This is a genomic window from Cupriavidus sp. Agwp_2 (assembly GCF_040784895.1).
Classification (GTDB): Bacteria; Pseudomonadota; Gammaproteobacteria; order Burkholderiales; family Burkholderiaceae; genus Cupriavidus.
Map to the genome: position 1 here is coordinate 816,618 of NZ_CP088084.1, position 23,283 is coordinate 839,900.

Annotated in this window: 21 protein-coding genes; 11 read left to right on the top strand and 10 right to left on the bottom strand. The window is 67.6% G+C overall.

Going from position 1 to position 23,283, the window contains the following annotated elements; translation table 11 throughout:
- Positions 1 to 89 precede the first annotated feature (89 nt).
- Together LPA45_RS21490 and LPA45_RS21495 are read right to left on the bottom strand one after the other, a co-directional pair.
- The gene (locus LPA45_RS21490; RefSeq protein WP_116321190.1) at positions 90 to 1,334 is read right to left on the bottom strand and encodes an efflux RND transporter periplasmic adaptor subunit; all 1,245 of its coding nucleotides are present in this window, start codon (positions 1,332 to 1,334) and stop codon (positions 90 to 92) included.
- A 182-nt stretch (positions 1,335 to 1,516) separates the two neighbouring features.
- Entirely contained in the window at positions 1,517 to 2,467 is a 951-nt protein-coding gene (locus LPA45_RS21495) for an alpha/beta hydrolase (protein WP_317919745.1), read from the bottom strand.
- 400 nt (positions 2,468 to 2,867) lie between these two features.
- On the opposite strand from LPA45_RS21495, the gene LPA45_RS21500 reads away from it, so the two are divergent.
- From LPA45_RS21500 to LPA45_RS21510, 3 genes are all read left to right on the top strand, one after another.
- Entirely contained in the window at positions 2,868 to 3,803 is a 936-nt protein-coding gene (locus LPA45_RS21500) for a LysR family transcriptional regulator (RefSeq protein WP_116321192.1), read from the top strand.
- A 143-nt stretch (positions 3,804 to 3,946) separates the two neighbouring features.
- Positions 3,947 to 4,543, top strand: a complete 597-nt coding sequence (locus LPA45_RS21505; protein WP_116321193.1) for a superoxide dismutase family protein — start codon at positions 3,947 to 3,949, stop codon at positions 4,541 to 4,543.
- A gap of 227 nt (positions 4,544 to 4,770) precedes the next feature.
- A complete protein-coding gene (locus LPA45_RS21510; RefSeq protein WP_116321227.1) occupies positions 4,771 to 6,351 on the top strand; it encodes a phospholipase D family protein in 1,581 nt (526 codons plus the stop codon).
- 9 nt (positions 6,352 to 6,360) lie between these two features.
- Here the strand turns inward: LPA45_RS21510 and LPA45_RS21515 are convergent, their stop codons facing one another.
- Both LPA45_RS21515 and LPA45_RS21520 read right to left on the bottom strand, forming a co-directional pair.
- A complete protein-coding gene (locus LPA45_RS21515; protein ID WP_116321194.1) occupies positions 6,361 to 6,624 on the bottom strand; it encodes a hypothetical protein in 264 nt (87 codons plus the stop codon).
- A gap of 175 nt (positions 6,625 to 6,799) precedes the next feature.
- Complete coding sequence (locus tag LPA45_RS21520; RefSeq protein ID WP_317919740.1) at positions 6,800 to 8,059, bottom strand: M20/M25/M40 family metallo-hydrolase; 1,260 nt, start codon at positions 8,057 to 8,059, stop codon at positions 6,800 to 6,802.
- 212 nt (positions 8,060 to 8,271) lie between these two features.
- On the opposite strand from LPA45_RS21520, the gene LPA45_RS21525 reads away from it, so the two are divergent.
- A complete protein-coding gene (locus LPA45_RS21525) occupies positions 8,272 to 9,372 on the top strand; it encodes a GlxA family transcriptional regulator (RefSeq protein WP_317919738.1) in 1,101 nt (366 codons plus the stop codon).
- Here LPA45_RS21525 and LPA45_RS21530 read toward each other — a convergent pair whose 3' ends face one another.
- A complete protein-coding gene (locus LPA45_RS21530; protein ID WP_116321197.1) occupies positions 9,373 to 10,104 on the bottom strand; it encodes a BON domain-containing protein in 732 nt (243 codons plus the stop codon).
- Between the two features lie 148 nt (positions 10,105 to 10,252).
- Positions 10,253 to 11,911 (bottom strand): AMP-binding protein, encoded by a 1,659-nt coding sequence (locus LPA45_RS21535; RefSeq protein ID WP_317919736.1) that lies wholly within the window; start codon positions 11,909 to 11,911, stop codon positions 10,253 to 10,255.
- 241 nt (positions 11,912 to 12,152) lie between these two features.
- Here LPA45_RS21535 and LPA45_RS21540 point away from each other — a divergent pair, with 241 nt between their 5' ends.
- The 4 genes from LPA45_RS21540 (at position 12,153) to LPA45_RS21555 (ending at position 15,140) form a co-directional block, all read left to right on the top strand.
- Positions 12,153 to 12,827 carry an SOS response-associated peptidase gene (locus tag LPA45_RS21540; protein ID WP_317919734.1) on the top strand — a complete coding sequence of 225 codons (675 nt, stop codon included), beginning with the start codon at positions 12,153 to 12,155 and terminating at the stop codon, positions 12,825 to 12,827.
- A gap of 123 nt (positions 12,828 to 12,950) precedes the next feature.
- Positions 12,951 to 13,169, top strand: a complete 219-nt coding sequence (locus tag LPA45_RS21545; protein WP_317919732.1) for a hypothetical protein — start codon at positions 12,951 to 12,953, stop codon at positions 13,167 to 13,169.
- A gap of 223 nt (positions 13,170 to 13,392) precedes the next feature.
- Positions 13,393 to 14,478, top strand: coding sequence for a calcium:proton antiporter (locus LPA45_RS21550; protein ID WP_317919730.1), 1,086 nt, complete (start codon positions 13,393 to 13,395; stop codon positions 14,476 to 14,478).
- A gap of 140 nt (positions 14,479 to 14,618) precedes the next feature.
- Positions 14,619 to 15,140 (top strand): thioredoxin domain-containing protein, encoded by a 522-nt coding sequence (locus LPA45_RS21555; RefSeq protein WP_317919728.1) that lies wholly within the window; start codon positions 14,619 to 14,621, stop codon positions 15,138 to 15,140.
- 9 nt (positions 15,141 to 15,149) lie between these two features.
- Here the strand turns inward: LPA45_RS21555 and LPA45_RS21560 are convergent, their stop codons facing one another.
- The gene (locus LPA45_RS21560; protein WP_317919726.1) at positions 15,150 to 17,354 is read right to left on the bottom strand and encodes a TonB-dependent siderophore receptor; all 2,205 of its coding nucleotides are present in this window, start codon (positions 17,352 to 17,354) and stop codon (positions 15,150 to 15,152) included.
- A gap of 259 nt (positions 17,355 to 17,613) precedes the next feature.
- Between LPA45_RS21560 and LPA45_RS21565 the strand changes: the two genes are divergently transcribed.
- Positions 17,614 to 17,883 (top strand): BrnT family toxin, encoded by a 270-nt coding sequence (locus tag LPA45_RS21565; protein WP_116321204.1) that lies wholly within the window; start codon positions 17,614 to 17,616, stop codon positions 17,881 to 17,883.
- Complete coding sequence (locus LPA45_RS21570) at positions 17,867 to 18,217, top strand: BrnA antitoxin family protein (protein ID WP_116321205.1); 351 nt, start codon at positions 17,867 to 17,869, stop codon at positions 18,215 to 18,217. The genes LPA45_RS21565 and LPA45_RS21570 overlap by 17 nt, the downstream gene beginning before the upstream one ends.
- Before the next feature lie 7 nt (positions 18,218 to 18,224).
- On the opposite strand, the gene LPA45_RS21575 is transcribed toward LPA45_RS21570, so the two are convergent.
- The 3 genes from LPA45_RS21575 to LPA45_RS21585 all read right to left on the bottom strand — a co-directional run bounded on the left by LPA45_RS21575 (position 18,225) and on the right by LPA45_RS21585 (position 21,186).
- Complete coding sequence (locus tag LPA45_RS21575; protein WP_317919725.1) at positions 18,225 to 18,773, bottom strand: TetR/AcrR family transcriptional regulator; 549 nt, start codon at positions 18,771 to 18,773, stop codon at positions 18,225 to 18,227.
- Positions 18,774 to 18,893: 120 nt separating this feature from the next.
- Positions 18,894 to 20,285 (bottom strand): dihydrolipoyl dehydrogenase, encoded by a 1,392-nt coding sequence (locus LPA45_RS21580; RefSeq protein WP_317919724.1) that lies wholly within the window; start codon positions 20,283 to 20,285, stop codon positions 18,894 to 18,896.
- Positions 20,286 to 20,454: 169 nt separating this feature from the next.
- Positions 20,455 to 21,186 carry a glutathione peroxidase gene (locus LPA45_RS21585; protein ID WP_116321208.1) on the bottom strand — a complete coding sequence of 244 codons (732 nt, stop codon included), beginning with the start codon at positions 21,184 to 21,186 and terminating at the stop codon, positions 20,455 to 20,457.
- Positions 21,187 to 21,444: 258 nt separating this feature from the next.
- Here LPA45_RS21585 and LPA45_RS21590 point away from each other — a divergent pair, with 258 nt between their 5' ends.
- Complete coding sequence (locus LPA45_RS21590) at positions 21,445 to 23,217, top strand: dipeptidase (protein ID WP_317919723.1); 1,773 nt, start codon at positions 21,445 to 21,447, stop codon at positions 23,215 to 23,217.
- The last annotated feature ends 66 nt before the right edge of the window (positions 23,218 to 23,283 follow it).

Here is a 23,283-nt window from a genome sequence, read left to right on the forward strand (position 1 = left end):
GCGTAGCGCGCCCCCTGGCGGCCCGCCGTGGCGGGCGCCATCCACAAATGAAGGGGAGCGCCAGGGGTTTTCTGCTGTCGGTAGGCGGATCAGCTCACCGGTTTGCCTTCGTTGCCGTCGCCCTTGCCGCTGGCGGCCTGCTTGCGGTCAGGCGCTGCCTGGCGCGGCTCCAGCTCGCTGCGGTAGGCCATCGCCACCGTCTTGGGCTGCACCGTGTCGCCGGGGCGCACGCGCTGCAGCCCGTTGACGACGATGCTCTCGCCCGGCTTCAGCCCCTTGCGGATCACGCGCAGGCCCTCGTAGTTGGGCCCGAGCTCGACTTCGCGGTAGACCAGCTTGCTGGTCTTGTCGACCACCAGCACGAACTTCTTGCCCTGGTCGGTGCCGACAGCGCGGTCGTTGACCAGCACCGCCGCATGCGGCGCGCCGCCGCCCATCTTGACCTTGGCGTACAGGCCCGGCAGCAGGCGGCCGTCGTCGTTGTCGAACACGGCGCGCACGCGGATGGTGCCGCTGCGCGTATCGAGCCGGTTGTCGACCGACTGGATCTTGCCCTGGTGCGGATGGCCGTCTTCGTTGGCCAGGCCGAGGTAGACCGGCAGGTTGGCCTGCCCGCCGCCGGCGCCGGGAGCGGTGTAGCGCAGGTAGCTCTGCTCGTCGATCTCAAAGCTCGCGTAGATCGGCGACACCGACACTACCGTGGTCAGCGGCGGCGTCGCCACGCCCGGCGCCACCAGGTTGCCCACCGTGATTTCGGCGCGCGATACGCGGCCAGACACCGGCGCGGTGATGCGGGTGTAGGCCAGGTTCAGGCGCGCGGTTTCCAGCTGCGCTTGCGCGGCGCGCACGTTGGCGCTGGTTTCGCGCGCGGCGTGGATGCGCTCGTCGAACTCGCGCCGCGAGATGGCGTTGTCGTCCAGCAACCGCTGTGCGCGTTCGCCTTCGCTCTTGGCGTGCGCGGCGCGAACCTGCGCGGCGGCCAGCGCGGCCTCGGCGCGTGCCACTTCCGCTGCGTAGGGGCGCGGGTCGATGGTGAAGAGCGGATCGCCCTTCTTCACCAGCGCGCCCTCGCGGAAATGGACGGCATCGATGGTGCCACCCACGCGCGGCCGGATCTCCACGCGGTCGACCGCCTCCAGGCGCCCGGAAAACTCATCCCACTCGGTGATGGTCTGGCCCACCGCGGCGGCCACTTCGATCGACGGGGCCGGCGGCGGGGTGTTGGCATGGGCCTCGCCGCTGTGCCACGGGCGCAGGACCGAGCCGGCCACGCCGGCACCGAGCACCACGACGATGGCAAGGGCAATCAGGGTACGTCGCTTCTGCTGCTGCATTTCTCAAACTCCTGTTCGGGTTTTCTTCAACCGGAAAAGCAAATGGCCGAACGCCGCCTGCCGGTCCGCGGGGGCGGACCGGAATCTGGTCAGATTGGATAGTCGGACTTAGGGCCGCCCATGCAAACCGGCGGACCTGGCTCTGGCCGATACAGAGCCGGCTGGCGATTGGCTGGAGCGGCTCAGCCGGCGGGCTTGGCTCCAGGCCGGCTGGCGCTTGCGCCAGCCTGGCGTTCGGTCAGGGGTGAGGTATCGTCGGCCGCAGCCAGACATCGCTGCAGGAACCGCGCACCTTCGTCGACCCATGCCTGACACGCGTCATGGGCCTCTTCCACGCCGTCGCCACAGGCGCCGGGCATGATCATGGCCTGGGCCGGCACACCGGCCTTGCCCAGCCGCTGCGCGAAGGCTTCGCCTTCGGCACGCAGCGCATCCTGTTCCGCGACCTGGACCAGCGTGGGCGGCAGCCCGGTCAGGCGCGAAGCCATGGCCGGCGCGGCATAGGGATGCACGCTGTCCGCCGGCGTCGGCAAGTAATCGCGATAGTTGCAGGCCATGCGCCGCAACGTTTCCATCAGCACCTGGCCGCTGCCGAAGCCCGCGCACGACGCGTGCTGCAGGCATGGGTCGGTCACCGGCCGGATCAGCCACTGGCCGCGTGGCTGCGCAGTGCCGCGGTCGCGCAGCATCTGCGCCAGCGCGATCGCCAGGTTGCCGCCGGCTTCCTCGCCCACCAGCGCGAAGCGGGTCTTGTCCAGCTTCAGGCGCCGGGCATTGCGCAGCACCCACTGCACCGTGCTGTGCGCGTCTTCGGGCGCCGCCGGGAAGGGGTTTTCGGGCGCCAGCGAATAGGCCGGCGTCACCACCACGGCCGGCACCGCGCGGGCCAGGTCCTGCACCAGCTTGCGCGCCCGCTCCACGCCGCCATCGACAAAGCCGCCGGCATGCAGGTACACCAGCCAGGGCAACCACGTGGCCGCCTCGGCGCCCGGCGCGGGATAGCCCGGCGGGTAGCACACGCACACCGCGATCTCGCGGCCGTCGCTCGTTACCGTGTGCTCGGCCACGCGCGGCTCGCCCTGGCCGGTGGCGGCGAAAGCGGCATTCTGGCGTTGGCCTGGCTTGTTTGGCATGGCGTCCGGCGCACGGGGAAAACAATGCGCTTGAGTGTTGCGATGCAACGGATTATGGTGATTGACGAGGATGGGATAAAGCGAGAGATCGCCAATGCACTGTTCCCGGATTGGAATAATCGGGCGCAGTGCAACGGAAGCACGGAACCGAAACCCCACGCGTGACAAGGTCATCGGAAATGTGATTCACTCCGGTTCTCGGCACGCATGGCGATCCGCAACCTTGCTTTTCATTCATTGCGGGCGCTGCACGCCCTGACAAACCCACGCCGGACCAGCGCCCCCGCGCACCCCGGCGCCAGCCAGCCGGCAGCACTTCCCCAATCACAACAACAAACCACGCCGTGCGCGTCACGAGCGCGCGCGGTACGCCGTTCGGATCTATCGTCGGAACCTCATCATGGACCGTCTCGTATCAATGCAGGCATTCACACGGGTCGTGGACGTCGGCAGCTTTGCGCGCGCCGCCGAATCGCTGGACCTGCCCAAGGCCACGCTGACCCGCCTGATCCAGAACCTGGAGACGCACCTCGGCGTCAAGCTGCTGCACCGGACCACGCGCCGCATCAGCGTGACCAACGACGGCGCGGCCTATTACGAACGCTGCGTGCGCATCCTCGCGGACGTGGAAGAAGCCGAACAGTCGCTGACGCGGCAGAACAATTCGCCGCGCGGCACATTGTCGGTCGACACCACCGCGCCGCTGGCCAACATGGTCCTGGTGCCTGCCCTGAATGACTTCCTGCAGGCCTACCCCGACCTGAAGCTCGAGCTGACCATCAACGGCAAGCCCATCGACCTGCTGCAGGAAGGCGTCGACGTGGTGTTGCGCGTGGGGATTCCGCTGGACGAATCGATGGTGGCCCGCCGCATCGGCCACGTAAAGCTGGCGTTCTACGCCTCGCCGATCTACCTGAACCGCGCCGGCACGCCGAGCGACCTTGCCGAGCTGGCGCAGCACAAGGCGGTGAACTACCTGTCCAACCGCACCGGGCGCGAGATGCCGTGGCCGATGGCGCGCGGCACGGAGCGCGGCGAGGTACTGCTGCCCTCGGCGATCTCGACCAACGACCCCGAAGTCTATGTGGGCTGCACACTCGAAGGCCACGGCATCGCCCGCATCTCGCGCGCCATGGCCGAGCCTTACGTGGCCAGCGGCCGGCTGGTCGAGATCATGGCCGACTGGCAGACCGACGAGCTGCCGATCTCGGCGATGTATCCGCAGAACCGGCACCTGTCGGCCAAGGTGCGGGTGTTCGTCAACTGGGCGGCGGACCAGTTCTCGCGCCACCCGCATTTTGGTGCGGCACAGCAGCGCCTCGCGGTAGCGGCCTGACTTCCCTCCTGGCGCGACCGGCAAGTGCAGGCAGCAAGCGCAGGCGCATCCGGAACGTGCCTAGTAGGACAAAACCGGAAGCCGCAAGCGCGTTGGCCGACCTATACTGTTTCATCCGAAATCACGACCAGAAGAGGATTCCGATGAAACAAGTGCTTACCCCCCTGGCTGCCTGCGTTGCCGCAACGGTGTTCCTGGCCGGCTGCGGCGGCTCCGGCATGAGCTCCTCGGCCTCGTCCAGCGCCAGCGGTGCTACCGCTGCCACCGCGGCCTCGGCCAGCACGAGCGGGGCCCGTGCCACCGCGCAGCTGCAGCCCAAGAGTGGCACCAACACCGGCGGCACCGTGACTTTCCAGCAGCAGCAGGGCGGAGTCTTGATGACCGCCTCGATCACCGGCCTGCCGCCCAATACCGTCCATGGCTTCCACGTCCATGAAAAGGGCGACTGCTCGGCGCCCGACGCGATGAGCGCGGGCGGCCATTTCAACCCGGGCGGCAAGCCGCACGGCCAGATGACCTCGGGTGAGCACCATGCCGGCGACATGAACAACGTCACCGCGGACGCCAACGGCAACGTGCGCGTCGGCATGCTGCTGCCGGCGCTGTCGGTCGGCACCGGCGCCAACAGCGTGATCGGGCGCGCGGTGGTCGTGCACAAGGATCCGGACGACTACAAGACGCAGCCGACGGGCAATGCGGGCGGGCGCATTGCTTGCGGGGTGGTGGCGGCGGCTTCCTAAGTCGCAAGCGTTTCGGATCCTGCTGGTGTTGTCCCTCTCCCGCTCGCGGGAGAGGGACGCAAGCCCTGTGCAGCGGCAAACCTCGCCGCTCTTCAATCCCCCTCGAAATTCGCATTCACCCGCTGCGTCATTCGCAGGCAGCTGATGCCGTCATGCACGCCGGCATGGCAACATGGCGTACATTGACGCAACGCGCGGACCGCCAGCGGGACGCGCCGACCACCGCCATGCCATTGCCCACAGACGCCGCGTTCGTGCCCCACCGCCGCCAGCACGCCAGTTCGCTGCTGCTGTGCTGCGCCACCCTGATGGGCGGCTGTGCGCTGCCGCCGCTGGACCACCGCACCGAATCCACCGCCATCACGCCCGCCGAGGCAGCGGCCACGCCGCTGGGCCGCGCGGTAGCCGCCGCGCTGGCCGGCCATCCCGGACTCAGCGGCATCCACCCGCTGAACAACGCCCACGCCGCCTTCGCCGCGCGCATACACCTGGCGCGCACGGCGCAGCGCACGCTCGACGTGCAGTACTACATCTGGCGTAACGACCTGACCGGCACCCTGCTGCTAGAGGCGCTGCACGAGGCCGCCGACCGCGGCGTACGCGTGCGCCTGCTGCTCGATGACAACGGCCTTTCGGGCATGGACGAGCTGCTGGCGGCCATGGACGCGCATCCGCAGGTCGAAGTGCGGATCTTCAACCCGTTCGTGCTGCGCCAGCCCAAGGCGCTCAATTTCCTGACCGATTTCCGGCGCCTGAACCGGCGCATGCACAACAAGTCGTTTACCGCCGATGGCGTCGCCACGATCATCGGCGGACGCAACGTCGGCGACGAGTACTTCGGCGCTACCGACGGCGTGCTGTTCGCCGACCTCGACGTGATTGCGATCGGCCCCGCCGCCGCAGACGTGGCGCACGATTTCGACCGCTACTGGACCAGCGCCTCGGCCTACCCGGTGGACCGGCTGGTGCCACCGGTCAGCGTGGAGCGCCTGCACGAGCTGGCCGGCAGCGCCCGCGCGGTCGAGCAGAACCCCGCCGCCGGCACCTACGTGGCCGCGCTGCGCGAGGTGCCCGACGTGCAGCACATGCTCAACGGCACGCTGGAGTTCGAGTGGGCCGCGACACGCATCGTCAGCGACGACCCGGTCAAGGCCCTCGGCGAAGCATCGCGCGACACGCTGGTCGCGCACCAGCTGCGCGAGATCCTGGGCGAGCCGCAGCGCGAGCTGGACCTGGTCTCGCCCTACTTCGTCCCGTCCACCGCCGGCACCGCCTACTTCTCGCAGCTGGCCGAAAAGGGCGTTGCCGTGCGCGTGCTGACCAACGCGCTAGAGGCCACCGACGTCGCCGCCGTCCATTCCGGCTATGCCAAGCGCCGCAAGGCGCTGCTGGAGGCCGGCGTGGACCTGTACGAACTGCGGCGGTCGGCGGCACCGGCCAGGAAGGAGGACCGCGCCGCCGGCCCGTTCGGCAGTTCCGGCTCCAGCCTCCATGCCAAGACCTTTGCCGTCGATGCCAGCCGCGTGTTCGTGGGCTCGTTCAATTTCGACCCGCGCTCGGCCAACCTCAATACCGAGCTCGGCTTCGTGATCGACAGCCCGACGCTGGCCGGCCGCATCGAATCGACCTTTGCCACGGTGGTGCCGCAAGCGGCCTACCAGGTCAAGCTCGACGAGCAAGGCAAGCTCTACTGGCTGGAGCGGCGCGGCGACGAGGTTGTGCGCCACGACACCGAGCCCAACACCAGCTGGTGGCGCCGGCTTGGCATCTGGTTCCTGTCGATCCTGCCGATCGAGTCGATGCTCTAGTCCACTGCGTCAGATCTGGTCGATCAGGCTGCGCACGACGTCGGCCAGCCGGCCCGCGCGCTGGCGGCCGTTGGCGTCCAGCTCCATGCCGCAGCCGCTGGCGAGGGCCTTGAGGCCGAACAGGGCATCGCCGACATCGCGCCAGCCCGGGTAATCGGTATGGATCTTTTCCAGCGCGGCGGCGCCTGCCGCCACTTGCGCGGCAGCCGGCACATTGCCGGCCGCCAGGTCTTCCAATGCCGAGGCGGCATCGACCAGGCCTTTGCGGTTCATGCTGCGGTCTCCCCACTATGTCTTTGTCATGGCCGCCATTGGGGCGGCGTTGACACTGTAGCAGGATGCCGGGGCCAGTGGCCTTCACGCGCGCGGGGAGAGGTGTCCGGAGCGTATGCGAAGCGCCGCTTCGGAGCAGCCCGGGTGCCATCCGCGGCACACCGGCACGAGGTTCTCAGTTGCGCCCGATATCCTCCAGGATCCGCGTCATCAGGTACAGCCGCGGCACGATCGAATCCAGCTCGATGTACTCGTCACGCGCGTGGTAGCCGAAGCCCGCGAGGCCGAAGCTCTCCACCACCGCCGGCTTGCCCGAGCGTGCGGCATAGCTGGCGTCGGTGGCACCGCCGGTGCCTTCTGCCAGCGCCAGCGTGCGGCCGTCCAGCTCGGCGTAGATTTCCTGCGCGCGCCTGGCCAGCGCGCGCCCGCGGGCGTCGGCCACGAACGGCGGGCGCCCCTCTTCCATGGTCACCGTGGTCTGGGTATCGGGCACCAGCTGGCCCGACCTGACCTTGTCCTGCAGCGCGACCTTCAGCTTCTCGGCGGCGCCGCTGGCGGTGGTGCGGACGTCGCCGTAGGCCACCGCGCTTTCCGGGATCTGGTTGCGCACGGTGCCGGCCTGCGCCTGGGTCCAGTTCAGCTGCGAGCCAGGCACCTGCGTGGCGACGTCGCGGGTCTGCTGCAGCTGGTAGGCCAGCTCGACCAGCGCATTGCGGCCGCGCTCGGGCGCGGCGCCGGCATGCGAGGCGCGGCCCGTGACCTGCATGGTGGCGGTGGCGGTGCCGGACGCGCCCAGCAGCAGCGACTCGGCCTTGACCACGTCCTTGGCGGCGGTGGGCTCGCAGGACAGCACCACGTCATGCTGCGCGGCCAGCGCGGCAATGGTCTCGCCGGAGCCGACCGAGCCCACTTCCTCGTCCGGGTTGAACAGCACGGTGATCTGCGCGTAGTCGCTCCAGCCCTTGTTCTTCAGGATCTCCAGCGAATGCAGGATGACCGCAATGCCGCCCTTGTCGTCGGCAATGCCGGGGCCGTAGAGCCGGTTGCCTTCCTCGCGGATCGGCTGGGTCGCCAGCGTGTTTTCCGGATAGACCGTGTCCATGTGGGCGATCAGCATGATGCGGCGCTTGCCGTTGCCGATAAACGTGCCCTTGACCATGGTGCCCGGTCCCCTGGCGACCGGCACGCGCTCCACCTTGGCGCCCAGCGCCTGCAGCCGCTTCTCGGTGTAGCTGGCCATCTGGGCCAGGCCCTGCGCGTTGGCGCTGCCGGATTCGATCGACACCATCTCCTTGAGCGACTGCACCACCGCCGGCTGGGCGGTGCGGGCGGCGGCCAGCAGCGCGGCATCGGGCTGGGCGGCAGCGGCCAGCTGGCCGGCGCCGGCAAGTGACAGGGCGGCGGCGACAGCAACTTGTCGAACGGAAAACGGCATGGAATCTCCTCGGTCTGGATTTATTGGGATCTTGTTGGGATCTTGTTGGCGTCTTGTTGGGGCCATGCCGTGCGGCAACGCCGGCGTCCACGGCACAACGGCACGATGCTAGCCCTTGCCAGCGGGCATGGGGAGGATCAATATCGCCAATCACAATGCCGATCCCGCCACGACTGGGGCGGGGGTCGGACCATGCCCGAACTGTCCCTGATATGCGCGCCCCCACTAATCCGCTGGTTTCCGACATCCCCACCGCGCCCGCAAGTCCATTACATGTCCGCCTGCTCTGGCTGCCCCATGCGATACCCGGCACCCTCTTCACCACGCTCGACGTGCTGCGTACCGTCGCCGGCGTGGCCAGCCTGCAGCGCCCGGATGCCGCGCCGACGCTGAGCTGGCAACTGTGCGGCGCCAACGGGCGCATGCTAACGACGGACCTGCCGGGCCTGGAAGCCTCCACGCGCCGCATCCGCGCGACGGGCAGCCGCTCGCTGCTGGTGATCCCGGCACTGCTGGCCAGCAATGCGCACCAGCTCGGCGATATCGTCCGCCGCGATACCGCCGCGCTGCGCATGGTCGAGCGCCATGTGGCCGCGGGCGGGTGGCTCGCCGCCTGCTCGTCGGGGATGGTGTTGCCGCTGCAGCTCGGCCTGCTGGACCAGGCCCGTACCGGGGCGCCGTGGATGTACCAGAGCTGGATGACGCACCAGTTCCCGCACGCCGACCTGGCCGGCGACCAGGCCATGAGCGTGCACGGGCAAGTGTTCTCTTGCGTGGCCCCCGCGCTGCAGGTGGAATTCATGCTGCGCGTGCTGGGGCATCTGCACGACCCCGACCTGGCTCAGGCTGCCGCGCAGCTGATGCTGTACCAGCCCGAACGCCAGCGCAGCGTGCCGGCGCTGGTCTCGCAGCGCTGGCTCAGCCGCACGGCGGACAGCCCGGTGTACCGGGCCATCCAGTGGCTGCAGGAACATGTGGCCGAGCCCTACCAGCTGGCCGCGGTGGCGCAGGCTGCTGCGGTCAGCGAGCGGACCCTGCTGCGGCATTTCCGGCAGGTTACCGGCATGACGCCGCTGGATTACCTGCACACACTGCGCGTGGAGCGCGCGCGCATGCTGCTGGAAGTGACGCTGCACGGCACGCAGGCCATCGCCGAAGCCTGCGGCTACAGCGACGCGGCCGCGTTCCGGCGGCTGTTCCAGCGCATCACGGGAATGTCGATGTCGGACTATCGCGCCCGCTTTGCGCTGCGGGCGCGGCGGCGTTACTGGCGCATGGAGGATGCGGCGGCCCGGCGCGGCATGCCGGGCTAATCAGGCGCGCAGCGAGATGCGGTTGACCACGTCCTCCACGCCCTGCACGTACCACGCGTCGCGCTCGACCTGCCGGCGCGTGTTCTCGCTGGCGACGCAGCCTTCCAGCGTGACGACGCGGTTCTCGGTATGCACGCTGACCTGGCCGGCGTCGACGAAGGGATCGGTCTCCAGCACCAGCATCAGCGCCTCGGTGATCTCATCGTCGCGGTCGGCTTCGGCGGGCGCCACCACCAGTTCGTTGACCACGCAGCGGCAGCCGCCCGACCACCAGGCCAGCACGCCGGCCAGGCGCATGTGCGACAGGCTGATCACCTGGCCCCACAGCGTCACCACGCCGTCGTGCGCCTCGACCTCGATCCAGCCGCTGCGTTCGCCCACGGCCTCGCGCACGGTCTCGTGCTGGCCCTTGACGCGTGCGCAGATCCTGCAGTTGCGGAAATCGATGGCATTGAGCAGGCGCTCGCATACCGCGTCGCGCAGTTCGCCGTCGCCGACTGGCACGCCACCGTTTGTCACGCGCAGGTGGTCGATCACGCTGGTCACGCCGTCCACGCGCCTCAGCGCGGTGGCCGCGCGGGTCTTGTCGACGATATCGGCTACCTCGCCTTCCAGGATCAGCGCGCCGTCCGACAGCCGCAACTGGATGGTGGGATGGAGTACATGCCCCTGATAAGGCACATGCGCCAAGGCTGCGCGCGCCTGCGTCAGCACCGCTTCGCTAGTCTGCATTTTGATCGCCTCGCCCGAATGGTCTGGAGATGAAAAGACGTGCGCCCGGCCTGCGGGCGCGCCTGGCGCGGCGCCGCGGCCTCCATCACCGCCGGGGGCCCTGGCATCCGCTTCCTCATTATAGGAAGCATGCCAGGGGCGTTCGGACTCAGGCCGAGGCCGATTCGCGGGCGCGCGCCACCTCCTGGTTGCGCAGGATGAAACGCTGGACCTTGCCGCTGGGGGTCTTGGGCAGTTCGGCGACGAATTCGATCTCGCGCGGGTAGGAGTGGGCAGCCAGGCGCTTGCGCACATGCTGGCGCAGTGCCTCGGCGAGTTCGGGCGTGGCCGGGTATTGCCGGTCGAGCACGACGAAGGCCTTGATCAGTTCGGTGCGCTCGGGGTCAGGCTTGCCGATCACCGCGGCCTCGACCACGGCGGGGTGCTCGATCAGCGCGCTTTCCACGTCGAACGGCCCGACGCGGTAGCCCGAAGTGGTGATGACATCGTCGGCGCGGCCGATAAAGCTGATGCTGCCGTCGTCGTTGAGTTCGGCGGAATCGCCGGTCAGGTAATAGTGGCCCGCGAACGCGCTGGTGGGCGTGCCATGGTAGCCGCCGAACCAGCACATCGGCGAGCGCTCCAGGTCCAGCGCCAGCGTGCCGGGCTGTCCGGCGGGCAGTTCGCGCTGCTCGTCGTCGACCACGACCACGCGGTGCCCCGGGCTGGCAAAGCCCGCAGCACCCATGCGCACCGCGTGCGACAGCGCGTGGTGGTTGCACAGCACCATGCCGAGTTCGGTCTGCCCATAGTGGTCGTGGATGGTCGCATCCAGCTCGCTGGCGAACCAGCGGATCACTTCGGGGTTGAGCGGCTCACCGGCGCTGCTGACGGCGCGCAACTGCCCGCGCAACTGCTCCGACACGGCCTGGCCGGCGGCGATCAGCAGGCGGTAGGCGGTGGGCGAGCCGGCCAGGTTGGTGATGCCGTACTTGCGGATCACGCGGCACGTGCTTTCCACGGTGAACGGGCCGTCGTAGAAGGTGGTGGCATGCCCCAGCGACAGCGGCCCCGTCACCGCGTAGTAGAGGCCGTAGGCCCAGCCCGGGTCAGCCAGGTTCCAGAACGCGTCTTCGTCGCGCAGGTCGACGGCGTCGCGCATGTAGCCGGCGAACGCGGCGATGGCCTTGAGCGGCACCAGCAGCGGCTTGGCCGGCCCGGTGGTGCCCGAGGTGAACATCATCAGGAAGGGATCGTCGCCGCGGCGCATGACCGGCTCGAACGTGGCGGGCTGGCGCGCCAGCTCGGCCCAGAAGCTGAAATCGCCGGTGGCTGCGTCGCCAGGCGCTTCGCTGGTGCCGGCCACGGTGACGACGGGCGGCGCGCCCTCCACATCATCCAGCTTGGGACGGTTGACAGTATCCGTGACCACCACTTTCGCGCCCGAGCTGTTGAGCCGGTGCTCGATGGCCTTGGGACCGAACGCCGTGAACAGCGGCTGGTACACGGCGCCGGCGCGCCAGGTGCCCAGGATGGTCACGAGCAGCTCGGCCGTGCGCGGCAGCAGCCCGGCAACGCGATCGCCCGGCTGCACGCCCTGCGCTTTCAGGAAGCCGGCAAACTGCGCCGACAGCGCCTGCAGCTCGGCAAACGTCCAGCTGCGCGCGTTGCCGTCGCGGCCCTCCCAGAACAGCGCGATGCGCCCGGGCCCGGCATGACGGTCGCAGCATTCGACACAGGCGTTGATCGCATCGAGGCTGCCGTGCAGTTGCCGGGCCACCGTCTCGTCATAGGAAAAGCCGTCGTAGGCCTGGGCGTAGTCGCGCATGGTGTCTCCTGTATGTCCGGCAGCCTGCCGCGGACGCCGCCCGCGTCATGGTGCCTGTTATCGTCTGTAATGGTCGCAGGAGTGTGCGCCTGTGCCGGGGCGGCGGGCAATAACCGAATCCGCCAGCGCGCCTGACTGTTTTTGCCATGCCCGGACATCACGCGCGGTGCGCTTGACGCCATGCGGCCCGGCGCCGACGATACGCAGAACACGGCGGGCATCACGCCAGGGAGATCAGCGCATGTGCACCAACTACGCCCCGGTCCAGCGCCAGATCCTGCGCGACATCTTCGGCGTGGAGCCGCCGCCGGGCATCTTCAAGGCCGAAACCTATCCCGATTACCTGGCGCCGATCGTGCGCGCCACCGACGACGGCGTGCGGCATGCCGCGCTGGCGTCGTTCGGCATGGTGCCGCGGCCGCGCATCCCGCCCGGCACACGCCGCTATGACACCACCAACGCGCGCAGCGAGACCGTCGGCGAGCGCCCTGCCTTCGCCCGCTACTGGCGGCAGGGACAGCTTTGCCTGGTTCCGGCCACCGCGTTCTACGAGTACGCCTATCCCGAAGACGCGATGCCGGGCGGCCCGCCCGGCAAGCCGGTGCGCTGGCGCATCTGGCTGCCCGGCGAGCCCGCCTTCGGCATCGCCGGCCTGTGGCGTGGCTGGCCCGACGAAGCGCTGTCCTTCACCATGCTGACGGTGAACTCCGCGCGGCACCCGGTGATGGACCGCTTCCACAAGCCGGGCGACGAAAAACGTTCCGTGGTCATCGTGCCGCGCGAGCAATGGGACGACTGGCTCGCCTGCCGCGACCCCGAAGTTGCCCGCACCTTCCTGAAGCTGCTTCCCGCCGATGCCCTGCAGGCCGAGCCGGCCCCCAAGATCACCGGCGCACCGATTCCGGACGCGGACTGACCCGCCCGCGAAGCCGGCAGATGGCCGGCAGATTGCCGGCGAGAGCAGCGAGACCGGTGAGACTGGCGAGACTGGCTTAAGCGCGCGTCCTGCCCTCCCTCATGAGGGTGTCAGGCGTTACGAATGCTGCGCATACTGCCGCGCACACCGGCCGCAAGAGCCGACATCCAGGGTCAATTCATCATGCAAAACGTCGTCGCCTTGTGCGCGTATTTTTTCGCGTGCTTCCTCGCCTTGCTGGTTGCTGCGCGCTGGATCCTGCGTAATCATCCGGCGCTGCGCGAGCGGCCGCCCGCCCGGCCGCCGTGCGTTGCCCACGACGACCCACCGGGGCCTGGCTGACCATTCCCGACGCGACATTGCGCCGGCCAATGCCGCAGAATCCGCACCAAATTCCGTCAACATCTATCAACTAGCGGGAACTCATAGCCTTCACGCTTGCCATATCCCTGTCGCCGCAGCCTGTAAAGTGGTGCTTGCGTCATATCTCAAAGCTACAATGCGTGCCTGCATGGCACGCCCGTGCCACCCGGTACGGCATAACGACAAGAAAGGACACACAGGGATGGCACTGACTTCCAACAAGCTGCCGCCATGGACCATCGGGGCGCCAGTCGCCGCAGCGGCGACGCTGGGCGTGGCCTGGCTGATGCCGGGGCAGGGCTGGCTGATCGCACTGGTGGCCGTGGCGCTGGCCGGCGCGGTCTTTGCCGCCGTGCACCACGCCGAGGTGGTCGCGCACAAGGTGGGCGAACCGTTCGGCACGCTGGTGCTGGCGATTGCCGTGACCGTGATCGAAGTGGCGCTGATCGTCTCCGTGATGTTGTCGTCCGGGCCGGAGAAAGCGGGCCTGGCGCGTGACACGGTATTTGCCGCGGTCATGCTGATCTGCAACGGCATTGTCGGGCTGTGCCTGTTCGTCGGCGGCCTGCACCACCGCGAGCAGGCGTTCCAGGCGCCCGGCGCCAATGCCGCGATGGCGGTGCTGGCGGCGCTGCTGGTGCTGACAATGGTGCTGCCAAACTACACCAGTTCGTCGCCGGGGCCGGTGCTGACGCCGGCGCAACTGGCGTTCTCGGGCGTGATGTCGCTGGTGCTGTACGGCTCGTTCGTGTTCGTGCAGACCATCCGCCACCGCGATTACTTCCTGGCCGAAGGCAGTTCGGACGAGAGCGTGCACGCGCCGCCACCGCCCGCGCGCGTGGCGCTCGCCAGCGGCGTGCTGCTGGTGGCTTGCCTGGTGCTGGTGGTGGGGCTGGCCAAGCTGCTGTCGCCGTCGGTCGAGGCGGCAGTGCTGAAAGCCGGTGCGCCGGCCGCGGTGGTCGGGATCGTGATTGCCGCCATGGTGCTATTGCCCGAGGGGCTGGCGGCGCTGCGCGCGGCGCGCGCCGACCGTATCCAGACCAGCCTGAACCTGGCCCTGGGTTCGGCGCTGGCCAGCATCGGGCTGACCATTCCCACCGTGGCCGCCGTCTTTATCTGGATCGGCCAGCCGCTGGAACTGGGGCTGGGCACCAAGGACATGGTGCTGCTGATGCTGACGCTGGTGGTGTCGTCGCTGACGCTGGGCATGGGCCGCACCACCATCCTGCAAGGCGTGGTGCATCTGGTGATCCTGGCGGCCTACCTGTTCCTGTCGATCGTGCCGTAGCGCCCCGGTCCTTCCGTCCGCAACCGCCGCGCATTCCGGGCAGGTGCCGGGGCCTTTGCCTGGCGCCGGCGGCGACTACACTGGAACCTCCCCCACCGGGAATCCGCGCTTGCTTGCCGCGCACGCACCGGAGAACGCCAATGCTGGAAGTCGCCGTCACCGCCGCCGACCATGCCGTCGGCCCCGATACCGCCAGGGTCACCGTCGTCGAATACGGCGACTTCGAATGCTCCTACTGCCGCATCGCCTACGGAGCCATGAAGATCCTGCTGGAGCACTATGGCCCGCAGGTGCGCTTTGTCTACCGGCACTACCCGATGGCCAGCTGGCACCCGTCCGCCGAGCCGGCGGCCGAATGCGCCGAGGCCGCGGCGGCGCAGGACCGCTTCTGGCAGATGTACCGCATGCTCTACGAGCACCCGCAAGGCCTGAAGCCCGACGCCCTGCGCCAATACGCCGGCATGGCCGGCCTGGATCTTGACCGCTACGACACCGACATGTGGACCCACCGGCACCTGCCACGCATCCGCGCCGACCAGCACGGCGGCACGCGCTGCCGGGTGCGCGGCACGCCGTCGTTCTTCGTCAACGGCACGGTGCAGGACGTGACCTTCGGCATGGAGCGGCTGCAGCGCGCCATCGATACCGCGCTGGCAGCCTAGCCCGCCGCGTCAGAAGCGGTACGTCACGCTGCCGACCACCGTCCGGCGCGCGCCGAAGTAGCAATCGCCACGTGACAGGCAGGTGGTTACGTACTGCTTGTCGAACAGGTTGTTGGCGTTCAGCGCGACGCGCAGCGGGCCGTGATCGTAGGCGATCATGGCGTCGTACAGCGTGACTCCGCCGACGCGGTTCTGGTCGGTGCCGTCATAGCTCGGGCCGACATAGCGCACGCCGCCGCCGGCAACGAAGCCCGGCAGCCCGAACATCTTGAAGCGGTAGTTGGCCCACAGCGACGCCATGTTCGACGGCGTGCTGGCCAGGCGCTTGCCGACCTCGGCGGCACTGCCCTCGATCACGCGCGCATCCAGGTAGGTATAGGTCGCGATCAGGTCCAGGCGGCTGGTCAGCGAAGCCAGTGCCTCGACCTCGATGCCACGCGTGCGGGCCTCGCCCACCTGCACCTGGTCAGGAATGCCGTTCACCACGCCAGCGGTCTTCCGGTTCTTCTCGCGCATGTCGAACGCCGCCACGGTCAGCGAAGCGTTCTTGCCCGGCGGCTGGTACTTGATCCCCGCTTCCCACTGCGAACCGCGCAGCGGCTTGAACGCCTGGTTGGAGCGGTTGAAGCCGGGCAGGCCCTGGAACGACTCGGTGTAGCTGACGTACGGGTTCAGGCCGATGTCCGAGCGGTACATCAGGCCGGCGCGCTTGGTCAGCTCATTGTCTTCGCGGCTGCCCGCAGGCGTGTTGTCCTGTGCTGCGCGCGACCAGTCATAGCGCAGGCCCAGCATCAGCAGCCACTTGTTCCATGACAGCTGGTCCTGCAGGTACACGCCGGTCTGGATCTGCTTGCTGGGGTTCAGGTCGCGTGTGCCCGGCAAGGTGAAATTGCCGTAGACCGGGTTGAACACATTCAGCGGCGCAGCGGTGCCGCCTACGCCGGCGCGGCCCGTGATCTCGGCATGCTGGTAGTCCATCCCGGCCAGCAGCGTATGATCGACCGGGCCCGTGCGGAAGTTGCCTTGCGCCTGCGTGTCGACCACGAAGGCATTCAGCGTCGGCTGGTTCAGGTAGACCGTGCGGCGCATCAGCGTGCTGCTGCCCGGCACCCAGCCGTGCGTCGCGCCGGTGAAGCCGGCCGCATAGATGCTGCGGTAGTCCACGGTACTGTGCGAGTAGCGCAGGTTCTGGCGGACCGTGAGCGCATCGTTGACCTTGTGCTGGAACTCATAGCCCACCGAAGTCTGCTCGGCGTTGTAGCGGTCGTAGCCCGGCTCGCTGATGAACAGGTGGTCGGGAATCTGCCCGCCCGGGTTCGGATAGAGCGTGCCGCGCCACGGGAAGAAGCCGACCGAGGTCCCGCTTTCGTCGCGCTGGAAATTGGTCAGCAGCGTGAACGAGGTATCGGCATTGGGACGGTAGGTCAGCGACGGTGCGATCAGGTAGCGGTTGTCGGGCACGTAGTCCACCTGCGTGTCGCTGTCGCGCGCCAGCGCCACCAGCCGGTACGTCCACTTGCCCTCGGCATCGAGCGGGCCGGTCAGGTCGGCCTGCACCTGCTTGCGGTTGTAGTTGCCGAACTGCACGCCAACCTCGCGCGCAGCCTCGGCCTGCGGACGCTTGCTGACCAGGTTCAAGATGCCACCGACGGCGCCCTGCCCGAACAGCATCGACGACGGGCCGCGCAGCACATCGATGCGCTCCAGCGCGTAGACGTCGGCACGCACGTTGTTGTAGAAGCCGACCTGGTTGAGCAGGCCGTCGCGGTACTGCGTGAAGTCCGTGCCGCGGAACTTGCCCCAGTCGCCGCGCGCGTCATTGCCATACGGCCCGGCATAGACTCCGGCGGTATAGCCGATGGCCTGCTGGACCGACTGCGCACCCTGCGCTTCCATCCGGTCGCGCGTGATCACCGTGATCGACTGCGGCGTCTCCATCACCGGCGTATCGGTCTTGGTCGCGGTGGCGCTGCGCTTGGCAACGAAGCCGTGCACCGGCCCGGTTGCGGTTTCATCCGCGCCGGACGCACGCACCGTCACGGCCGGCAGTTCGGCTGCCGCGCCAGAAGCAGGCTGGGGCGTGGCTGCCGGCTGGGCAAACACACCCCCGGCGTGCAGGCTCAGGGCCAGGGTGGTCAGCGAAAGGCCGCGGGGAGGCGTCAGCCGGGAACGGGCAAAGCGCGGCTTGGCCCGGGAGATCGGATGAAAGGACATCACTCAGGAACGGAAATGTAGCGTGCCGTGCACCAGGAACGGTGACGGATCGCCAGTGGAAATTTCTGATTACGAATGCGAACAATTCGTAATTACATTTGGATTGTAACCTGAATGTGTCAGAGGCGATACATTTTCGCGGAATTGATGGAGAGCACTAGAAAGGAGTGACTTAACTTCCGCATTTTTGCGATATCGGGTTAAGAATTTACGCTGCAGCATTAAATTTTGCCTGAGGTATTTTTTGCTGCTACAGTAAATGGACATCGAGTTTGACTTGGCGAAGGACGTCATCAACCAACACCAACATGGGTTGTCACTGGCCGCTGCTGGCCTGTTCGAATTTGGACGCGCGCTGCTGAAGACCGATACACGCAAGCAATATGGCGAGACGCGCTACATCGCGTATGGGCCAATTGGATCTCGCCTGTATTGCCTGGTCTTCACCATGCGCGGCAACACATTGCGTGCGATCAGCCTTCGAAAAGCCAATTCCCGCGAGGTGCGAGACTATGAACAGGAAAGCTAAGCTGATTACCCCGACACCCGCGGAAGACGCCGCGATCGCCCGCGGCATTGATGCCGATCCGGATGCTGTGTCGCTGTCCACAGAGCAGATCAGGCAGATGCGCCCGGCCATTGAGGTGCTTGAGCAGGCGATGGGGAAGGAGAAGGCCGAGGCACTGGTTAGGCGCCGGGGCCGCCCGGCCAAACCGGCAGGCGAGCGCAAGGTAAACCAGACACTCAGGATCGATCCGGATGTGCTCGATGCCTTTAAGGCTACCGGCAGCGGCTGGCAAACGCTGATGAACGACGCGCTGCGCGACTATGCCACGGCGCATCGTATGATGCCCCGGAGTTAAGCTGCCCTCAGCCGCCCTGCAATCGCCCCAGCAACCGCCGCCCAGCCTCGATCACCGCCGGGTCGCGGTGCATCTGGTAGCGCACGATCATGCCTTCGATGCACAGCATGGCTTCCTCCGCCACCTGTGCTGGCTGGCGCAGCCCGAGCCGCGCGGCGATATCGGCGACGAACGCCGCCAGTTCTGCCTTGTGCGCGGCAGCCTGATCGGCCGCGCGGGCATCACCGCCGACCTCGGCCACCACGTTGATAAAGGCGCAGCCGCGGAAATCCGCGGCGAACCAGTCTGCCAGCGCATCGGCAATCACCTCCAGATGCGGGCGAGTGGCCAGGCGTGCCTCGACGTCGCCGCGGAACCAGACCATCCACTCCTCATGGCGCCGGTCCAGGAAGGCGGAGATCAGGTCGTTCTTGGAGGCGAAATGCCGGTACAGCGACATCTTGGCCACACCCGACTCGGCAATGATCCGGTCGATGCCGGTGGCGCGATACCCCTCCTGGTAGAACAGGCGGGCGGCGGTGTCCAGGATGCGGTCGCGGGCGGAGGGGTTGGCCATGGGGGCGCGGCGAAAGGCAAGTGAGGGAAATCAATAGCAGGGCCGGCGGCGAGGTAGCGCAAGCCGGCCTGCATAAGGAATACTATGACAGACAGACCTGTCTAGCAACCAAGGTAACGTTCACGCCGCAAGCCTGGCCGCCGCGTCGCGCAGCGCCGTGCGCAGCCCCTCTTCCACCACCGGGTGGTAGAACGGCATGCCAAGCATCTGCTCGATGGTCAGCCCCTGCTGGTATGACCACGCCAGCAAGTGCGCGATATTCTCCGCACGCGGGCCGATCCATTCCGCCCCGAGGAAGCGGCCGCTCGCCTTGTCCGCGTAGACATGCATCAGCCCGCGGTTTTTCAGCATGACGCGGCTGCGGCCCTGGTCCTCGAAGCTGACCTCGCCGGTGACGAAGCTGCCGTCTGCCAGATCGGCGTGGCGCTGGCCGACCATCGCGATCTGCGGGTCGGAGAACACCACTGCCAGCGGCGCCCGGCGCGCCAGCCGCTTTACCTGCGGATAGCTGGCGGCGTTCTCGCCGGCGGCCTTGCCCTCGTCCGCGGCTTCGTGCAGCAGCGGCAGGATATTGTTGGCATCGCCTGCGATAAACACCGGGGAGTTGCCGCACTGGAGCGTTTCCGGGTCGAACACAGGCACACCACGCTGGTCCAGCGCCAGGCCGGTGTTTTCCAGGCCGAGGCCGCGCACGTTCGGCTCGCGGCCGGTGGCGGCCAGCGCGTAGTCGAAGCGCTCGGTCACCCTGCGCCCTTCGCGGTCGGCATAGGTCATCACCACCTGGTCGCCGTCGCGGCCCATTTCGCTCACCCTGGCGTGCGGGTCGAGGTAGAACTCGTCGTTGAATGCCTTGGCCGCATAGTCGCGGATCACCGGATCGGTCAGCGGCCCGAGCGAACCGCTGACGCCAAACACGCGCACCCGCACGCCAAGGCGCGACAGCGCCTGGCCAAGTTCCAGCCCGATCACGCCCGGGCCGAACACCACCACGCTGCCCGGCAGGTCTTCCCATGCGAACACATCGTCATTGACGATGAGGCGGTCGCCAAACGCCTGGAACGGTGCCGGCAGCGAAGGCTTGGAGCCGGTGGCGATGACCACGCGGCTGGCGCGCACGGTCGTGTGGCCGTCCACCTCCAGCGTGGTGTTGTCGATAAAGCGGGCGTAGCCGCGGAGCCGGTCGGCTTCCGGGATATTCTCGACGCCGCGTACGACAAAGCCGACAAAGCGGTCCCGCTCGCTGCGCACGCGGGCCATGACCTCGCGGCCGTCGATGCGAACCTGGCCATCCACGTGCACGCCGAACGGCGCGGTGTGGCGCAGTTCGTGCGCGGCCTCGGCGGCAGCGATCAGCAGCTTCGAAGGCATGCAGCCCACGCGGGCGCAGGTGGTGCCGTACTGGCCGCCTTCGATGATCACGGCGCGCTTGCCGGCGGCGATCGCAGCCCGGTAGGCAGCAAGGCCGGCAGTGCCTGCGCCGATCACGGCGACGTCGGTCTGGATGGTAGTCATGGCGTACGGTTCCTTGGTTGTCATGGCGTGAATCAGGGATCAATCAGCGGGCTGGATGGCACCGCCCTGCCCTTTGCCAGCAATTGCGGGCAAGGCGGTGCCATCGGCTCCGGCGACTGCCGGTCCGCGCAAGCGGCAGAGAAGGGATTTGAGCGGTTTAGTTGGCCACTCAGCTGGCCAGGTACTGCTGCAGCGCCTCGGCGCCGCCGACCAGCTTGCCGTTGATGAAGACCTGCGGCGCGGTCATCTCGCCCGACACGGCGCCCAGCACCTTGCCGCGCACCTTGTTGTCCAGCGGCACGTCGATGTAGTCGAAGCCGTTGTCGTCGAGCAGCTGCTTGGCCTTGGCGCAAAACGAGCAGCCCACCTTCGAGAACACCACCACCTGGTCAGGCTTGCGCGCGCCCGGAGCGATGTGGTTCAGCATGGTGTCGGCGTCGGAGACCTTGAACGGGTCGCCCGGCTCTTCCGGCTCGATGAACATCTTCTCGACCACGCCGTCGCGCACCAGCATCGAATAGCGCCAGCTGCGCTTGCCGAAGCCCAGGTCGGCCTTGTCCACCAGCATGCCCATGCCTTCGGTGAATTCGCCGTTGCCGTCGGGGATCATGGTGATGTTTTCCGACTCCTGGTCCTTGGCCCATTCGTTCATCACGAAGGTGTCGTTGACCGACACGCACAGGATGTCGTCGACGCCGTGCCTGGCGAACACCGGCGCCAGTTCGTTGTAGCGCGGCAGGTGGGTGGACGAACACGTCGGCGTGAAGGCGCCCGGCAGAGAAAACACGGCCACGGTCTTGCCGCTGAACAGTTCGCCGGTGGTGATGGTCTTCCACTCGTTGTCCTGACGGACGCGGAACGAAACATTGGGAACGCGTTGGCCTTCACGGGATTGCAGCATCGGAATCACTCCTTGGTCTGGATTCATTCGGTTGTTTCGGCTGCGTGTTGCAGCGAAGGCCTCATTCTGTCGACCGCGATGTGATTTGTACAATTCATCGCTTCAACCGAAACGATTGCCTTACTCTATGATGACGGCATAGGAATCCGCTATTGCGGCCTGGGACACACCCCGTGCGCGCACTGCACGGCATATTTCTTCGGCAAACCCCTGTGAGTGCCCTATCATGCGGCATCCAACCTGACTCCCTGCTTCGCAATGACCAGATCTTGCCGCCCGCACCACCGGCCGACGCCTCGCCGGTGGGCTGCCCTGCTTGCGCTATCGCTCCTGATCGCGCACCCGGGGCAGGCGCAAACCCTGAAGAAGCCGGCGCTCGATGCGCTGGTCAGCAGCACCCGCGCGGCCGCGCCGGCCGACCTGCAGGCCTTCATGGCGGCCGCCGCCAGGGCGGAACCTTCGGTCGCCCCGGCCGTGGCTGCCTGGCAGGCCAAGGCACCGCTGGCTGGCGAGAACCTGGTCAATATCGGACGCCTGCTGGGCGTCTACAACCGCGTCCGCAACGAGGCCGCGGTGATCGACACCATCGGCAAGATGGTGGCGCTGCGCACCGTACGCGATGAAAAGATCGCCCAGCACGATAACCCCGCCATCGTGGAGTTCGGCAAGATGGTGGAAGGCATGGCGCGCGACTTCGGGCTGGCCTACCGCAACGTGGACAACCGCGTGTTCGAAGTCACGCTGCCTGGCGGCAGCAAGGATACCTTCGGCATCCTGACCCACGCCGACGTGGTTCCGGCCGTGGCCGAGGAATGGGTGCTGGAGGACGGCACCCGCCTCGATCCGTTCCGGCTCACGCGCGTGGGCGACACGCTCTACGGGCGCGGCACCATCGACGACAAGGGCTCGATCGCGGCCGTGCTGTATGCGATGAAGACCGTCAAGGAAAGCGGCGTGCCGCTGGAGCGCACCATCCGCCTGATGATCGAAACCACCGAGGAGACCGGCGGCGACGGCATGAAGTACTACCGCCAGCACACCACGCTGCCGGAGTACAACATCGTGCTCGACAGCAAGTACCCGGCCGTGGTCGCGGAGAAAGGCGCCGGCACGCTGACCGTCTCGTTCGGCATCAAGTCCGCCGACGGCAAGGCCGAACGCGGCAAGGGAGACGACAAGGGCCCCGCTATCGTGGCCATGCGCGGCGCAGCCTCGGCCAATGCCATTCCCGAGACCGCCACCGCGCGCATTGCCGGCGGCGATGCCGCCGCCGTGGCCGCGGCGCTCGAGCAGGCCAAGGCGGATTTCGTGCGCCGCAATGCGCCACGCGGCAAGTTCTCGATCGACGTGAAGCGCGAGGGCAATGAAGTCGAGGTTAAGGTCACCGGCGCTTCCGCGCACGGCTCGCGCCCGGAAGAAGGCGTCAACCCGCTGCCGCGGCTGGCGCTGTTCCTGCAGGCCAGCGGCGTCCGCTTTGCCGACAATCATTACCTGAACGCGGTGCGCTACCTGAACGACCTGTATGGGCTGGACTACCTCGGCACCAGGATGGAAGTGGCATATCGCGACGCCTTCATGGGTCCGCTGACGATGTCGCCCACGCTGGTGCGCGAGCGCGGCGAGTATGTCGACGTGGTCACCAATGTGCGCATGCCGCGCGGCCGCACGCCCGACGAGCTGGGTGCCCGGATCACCAAGCGCATCTTCGGCTGGGCCGCGACGCACGGGCCGGTGGAGATCAAGTACGACCAGGGCAACTGGATGGCGCGCGACCCCAAGGGCGCCTGGCTGTCCACGCTGCTCAATATCTTCGGCGACACCACCGGGCTGGAAGCCAAGCCGGTCGCCACCGCGGGCAGCACCACCGCCAAGCTGATGCCCAACGCGATCAACTTCGGGCCGGCGATGCCGGGCAAGAAGTACACCGCGCACAATGCGCGCGAGTACAAGGAAGTAGCCGACCTGAACCTCGACATGCAGATGTTCACGGAAATGCTGGTGCGGATCGGCAACCTGGACAAGATGCAGTAAGGCTGTGCAGACCCGCAAGCCGCTGGCTTTCTCCCCTCTCCCGCGCGCGGGAGAGGGGAGAAAAGC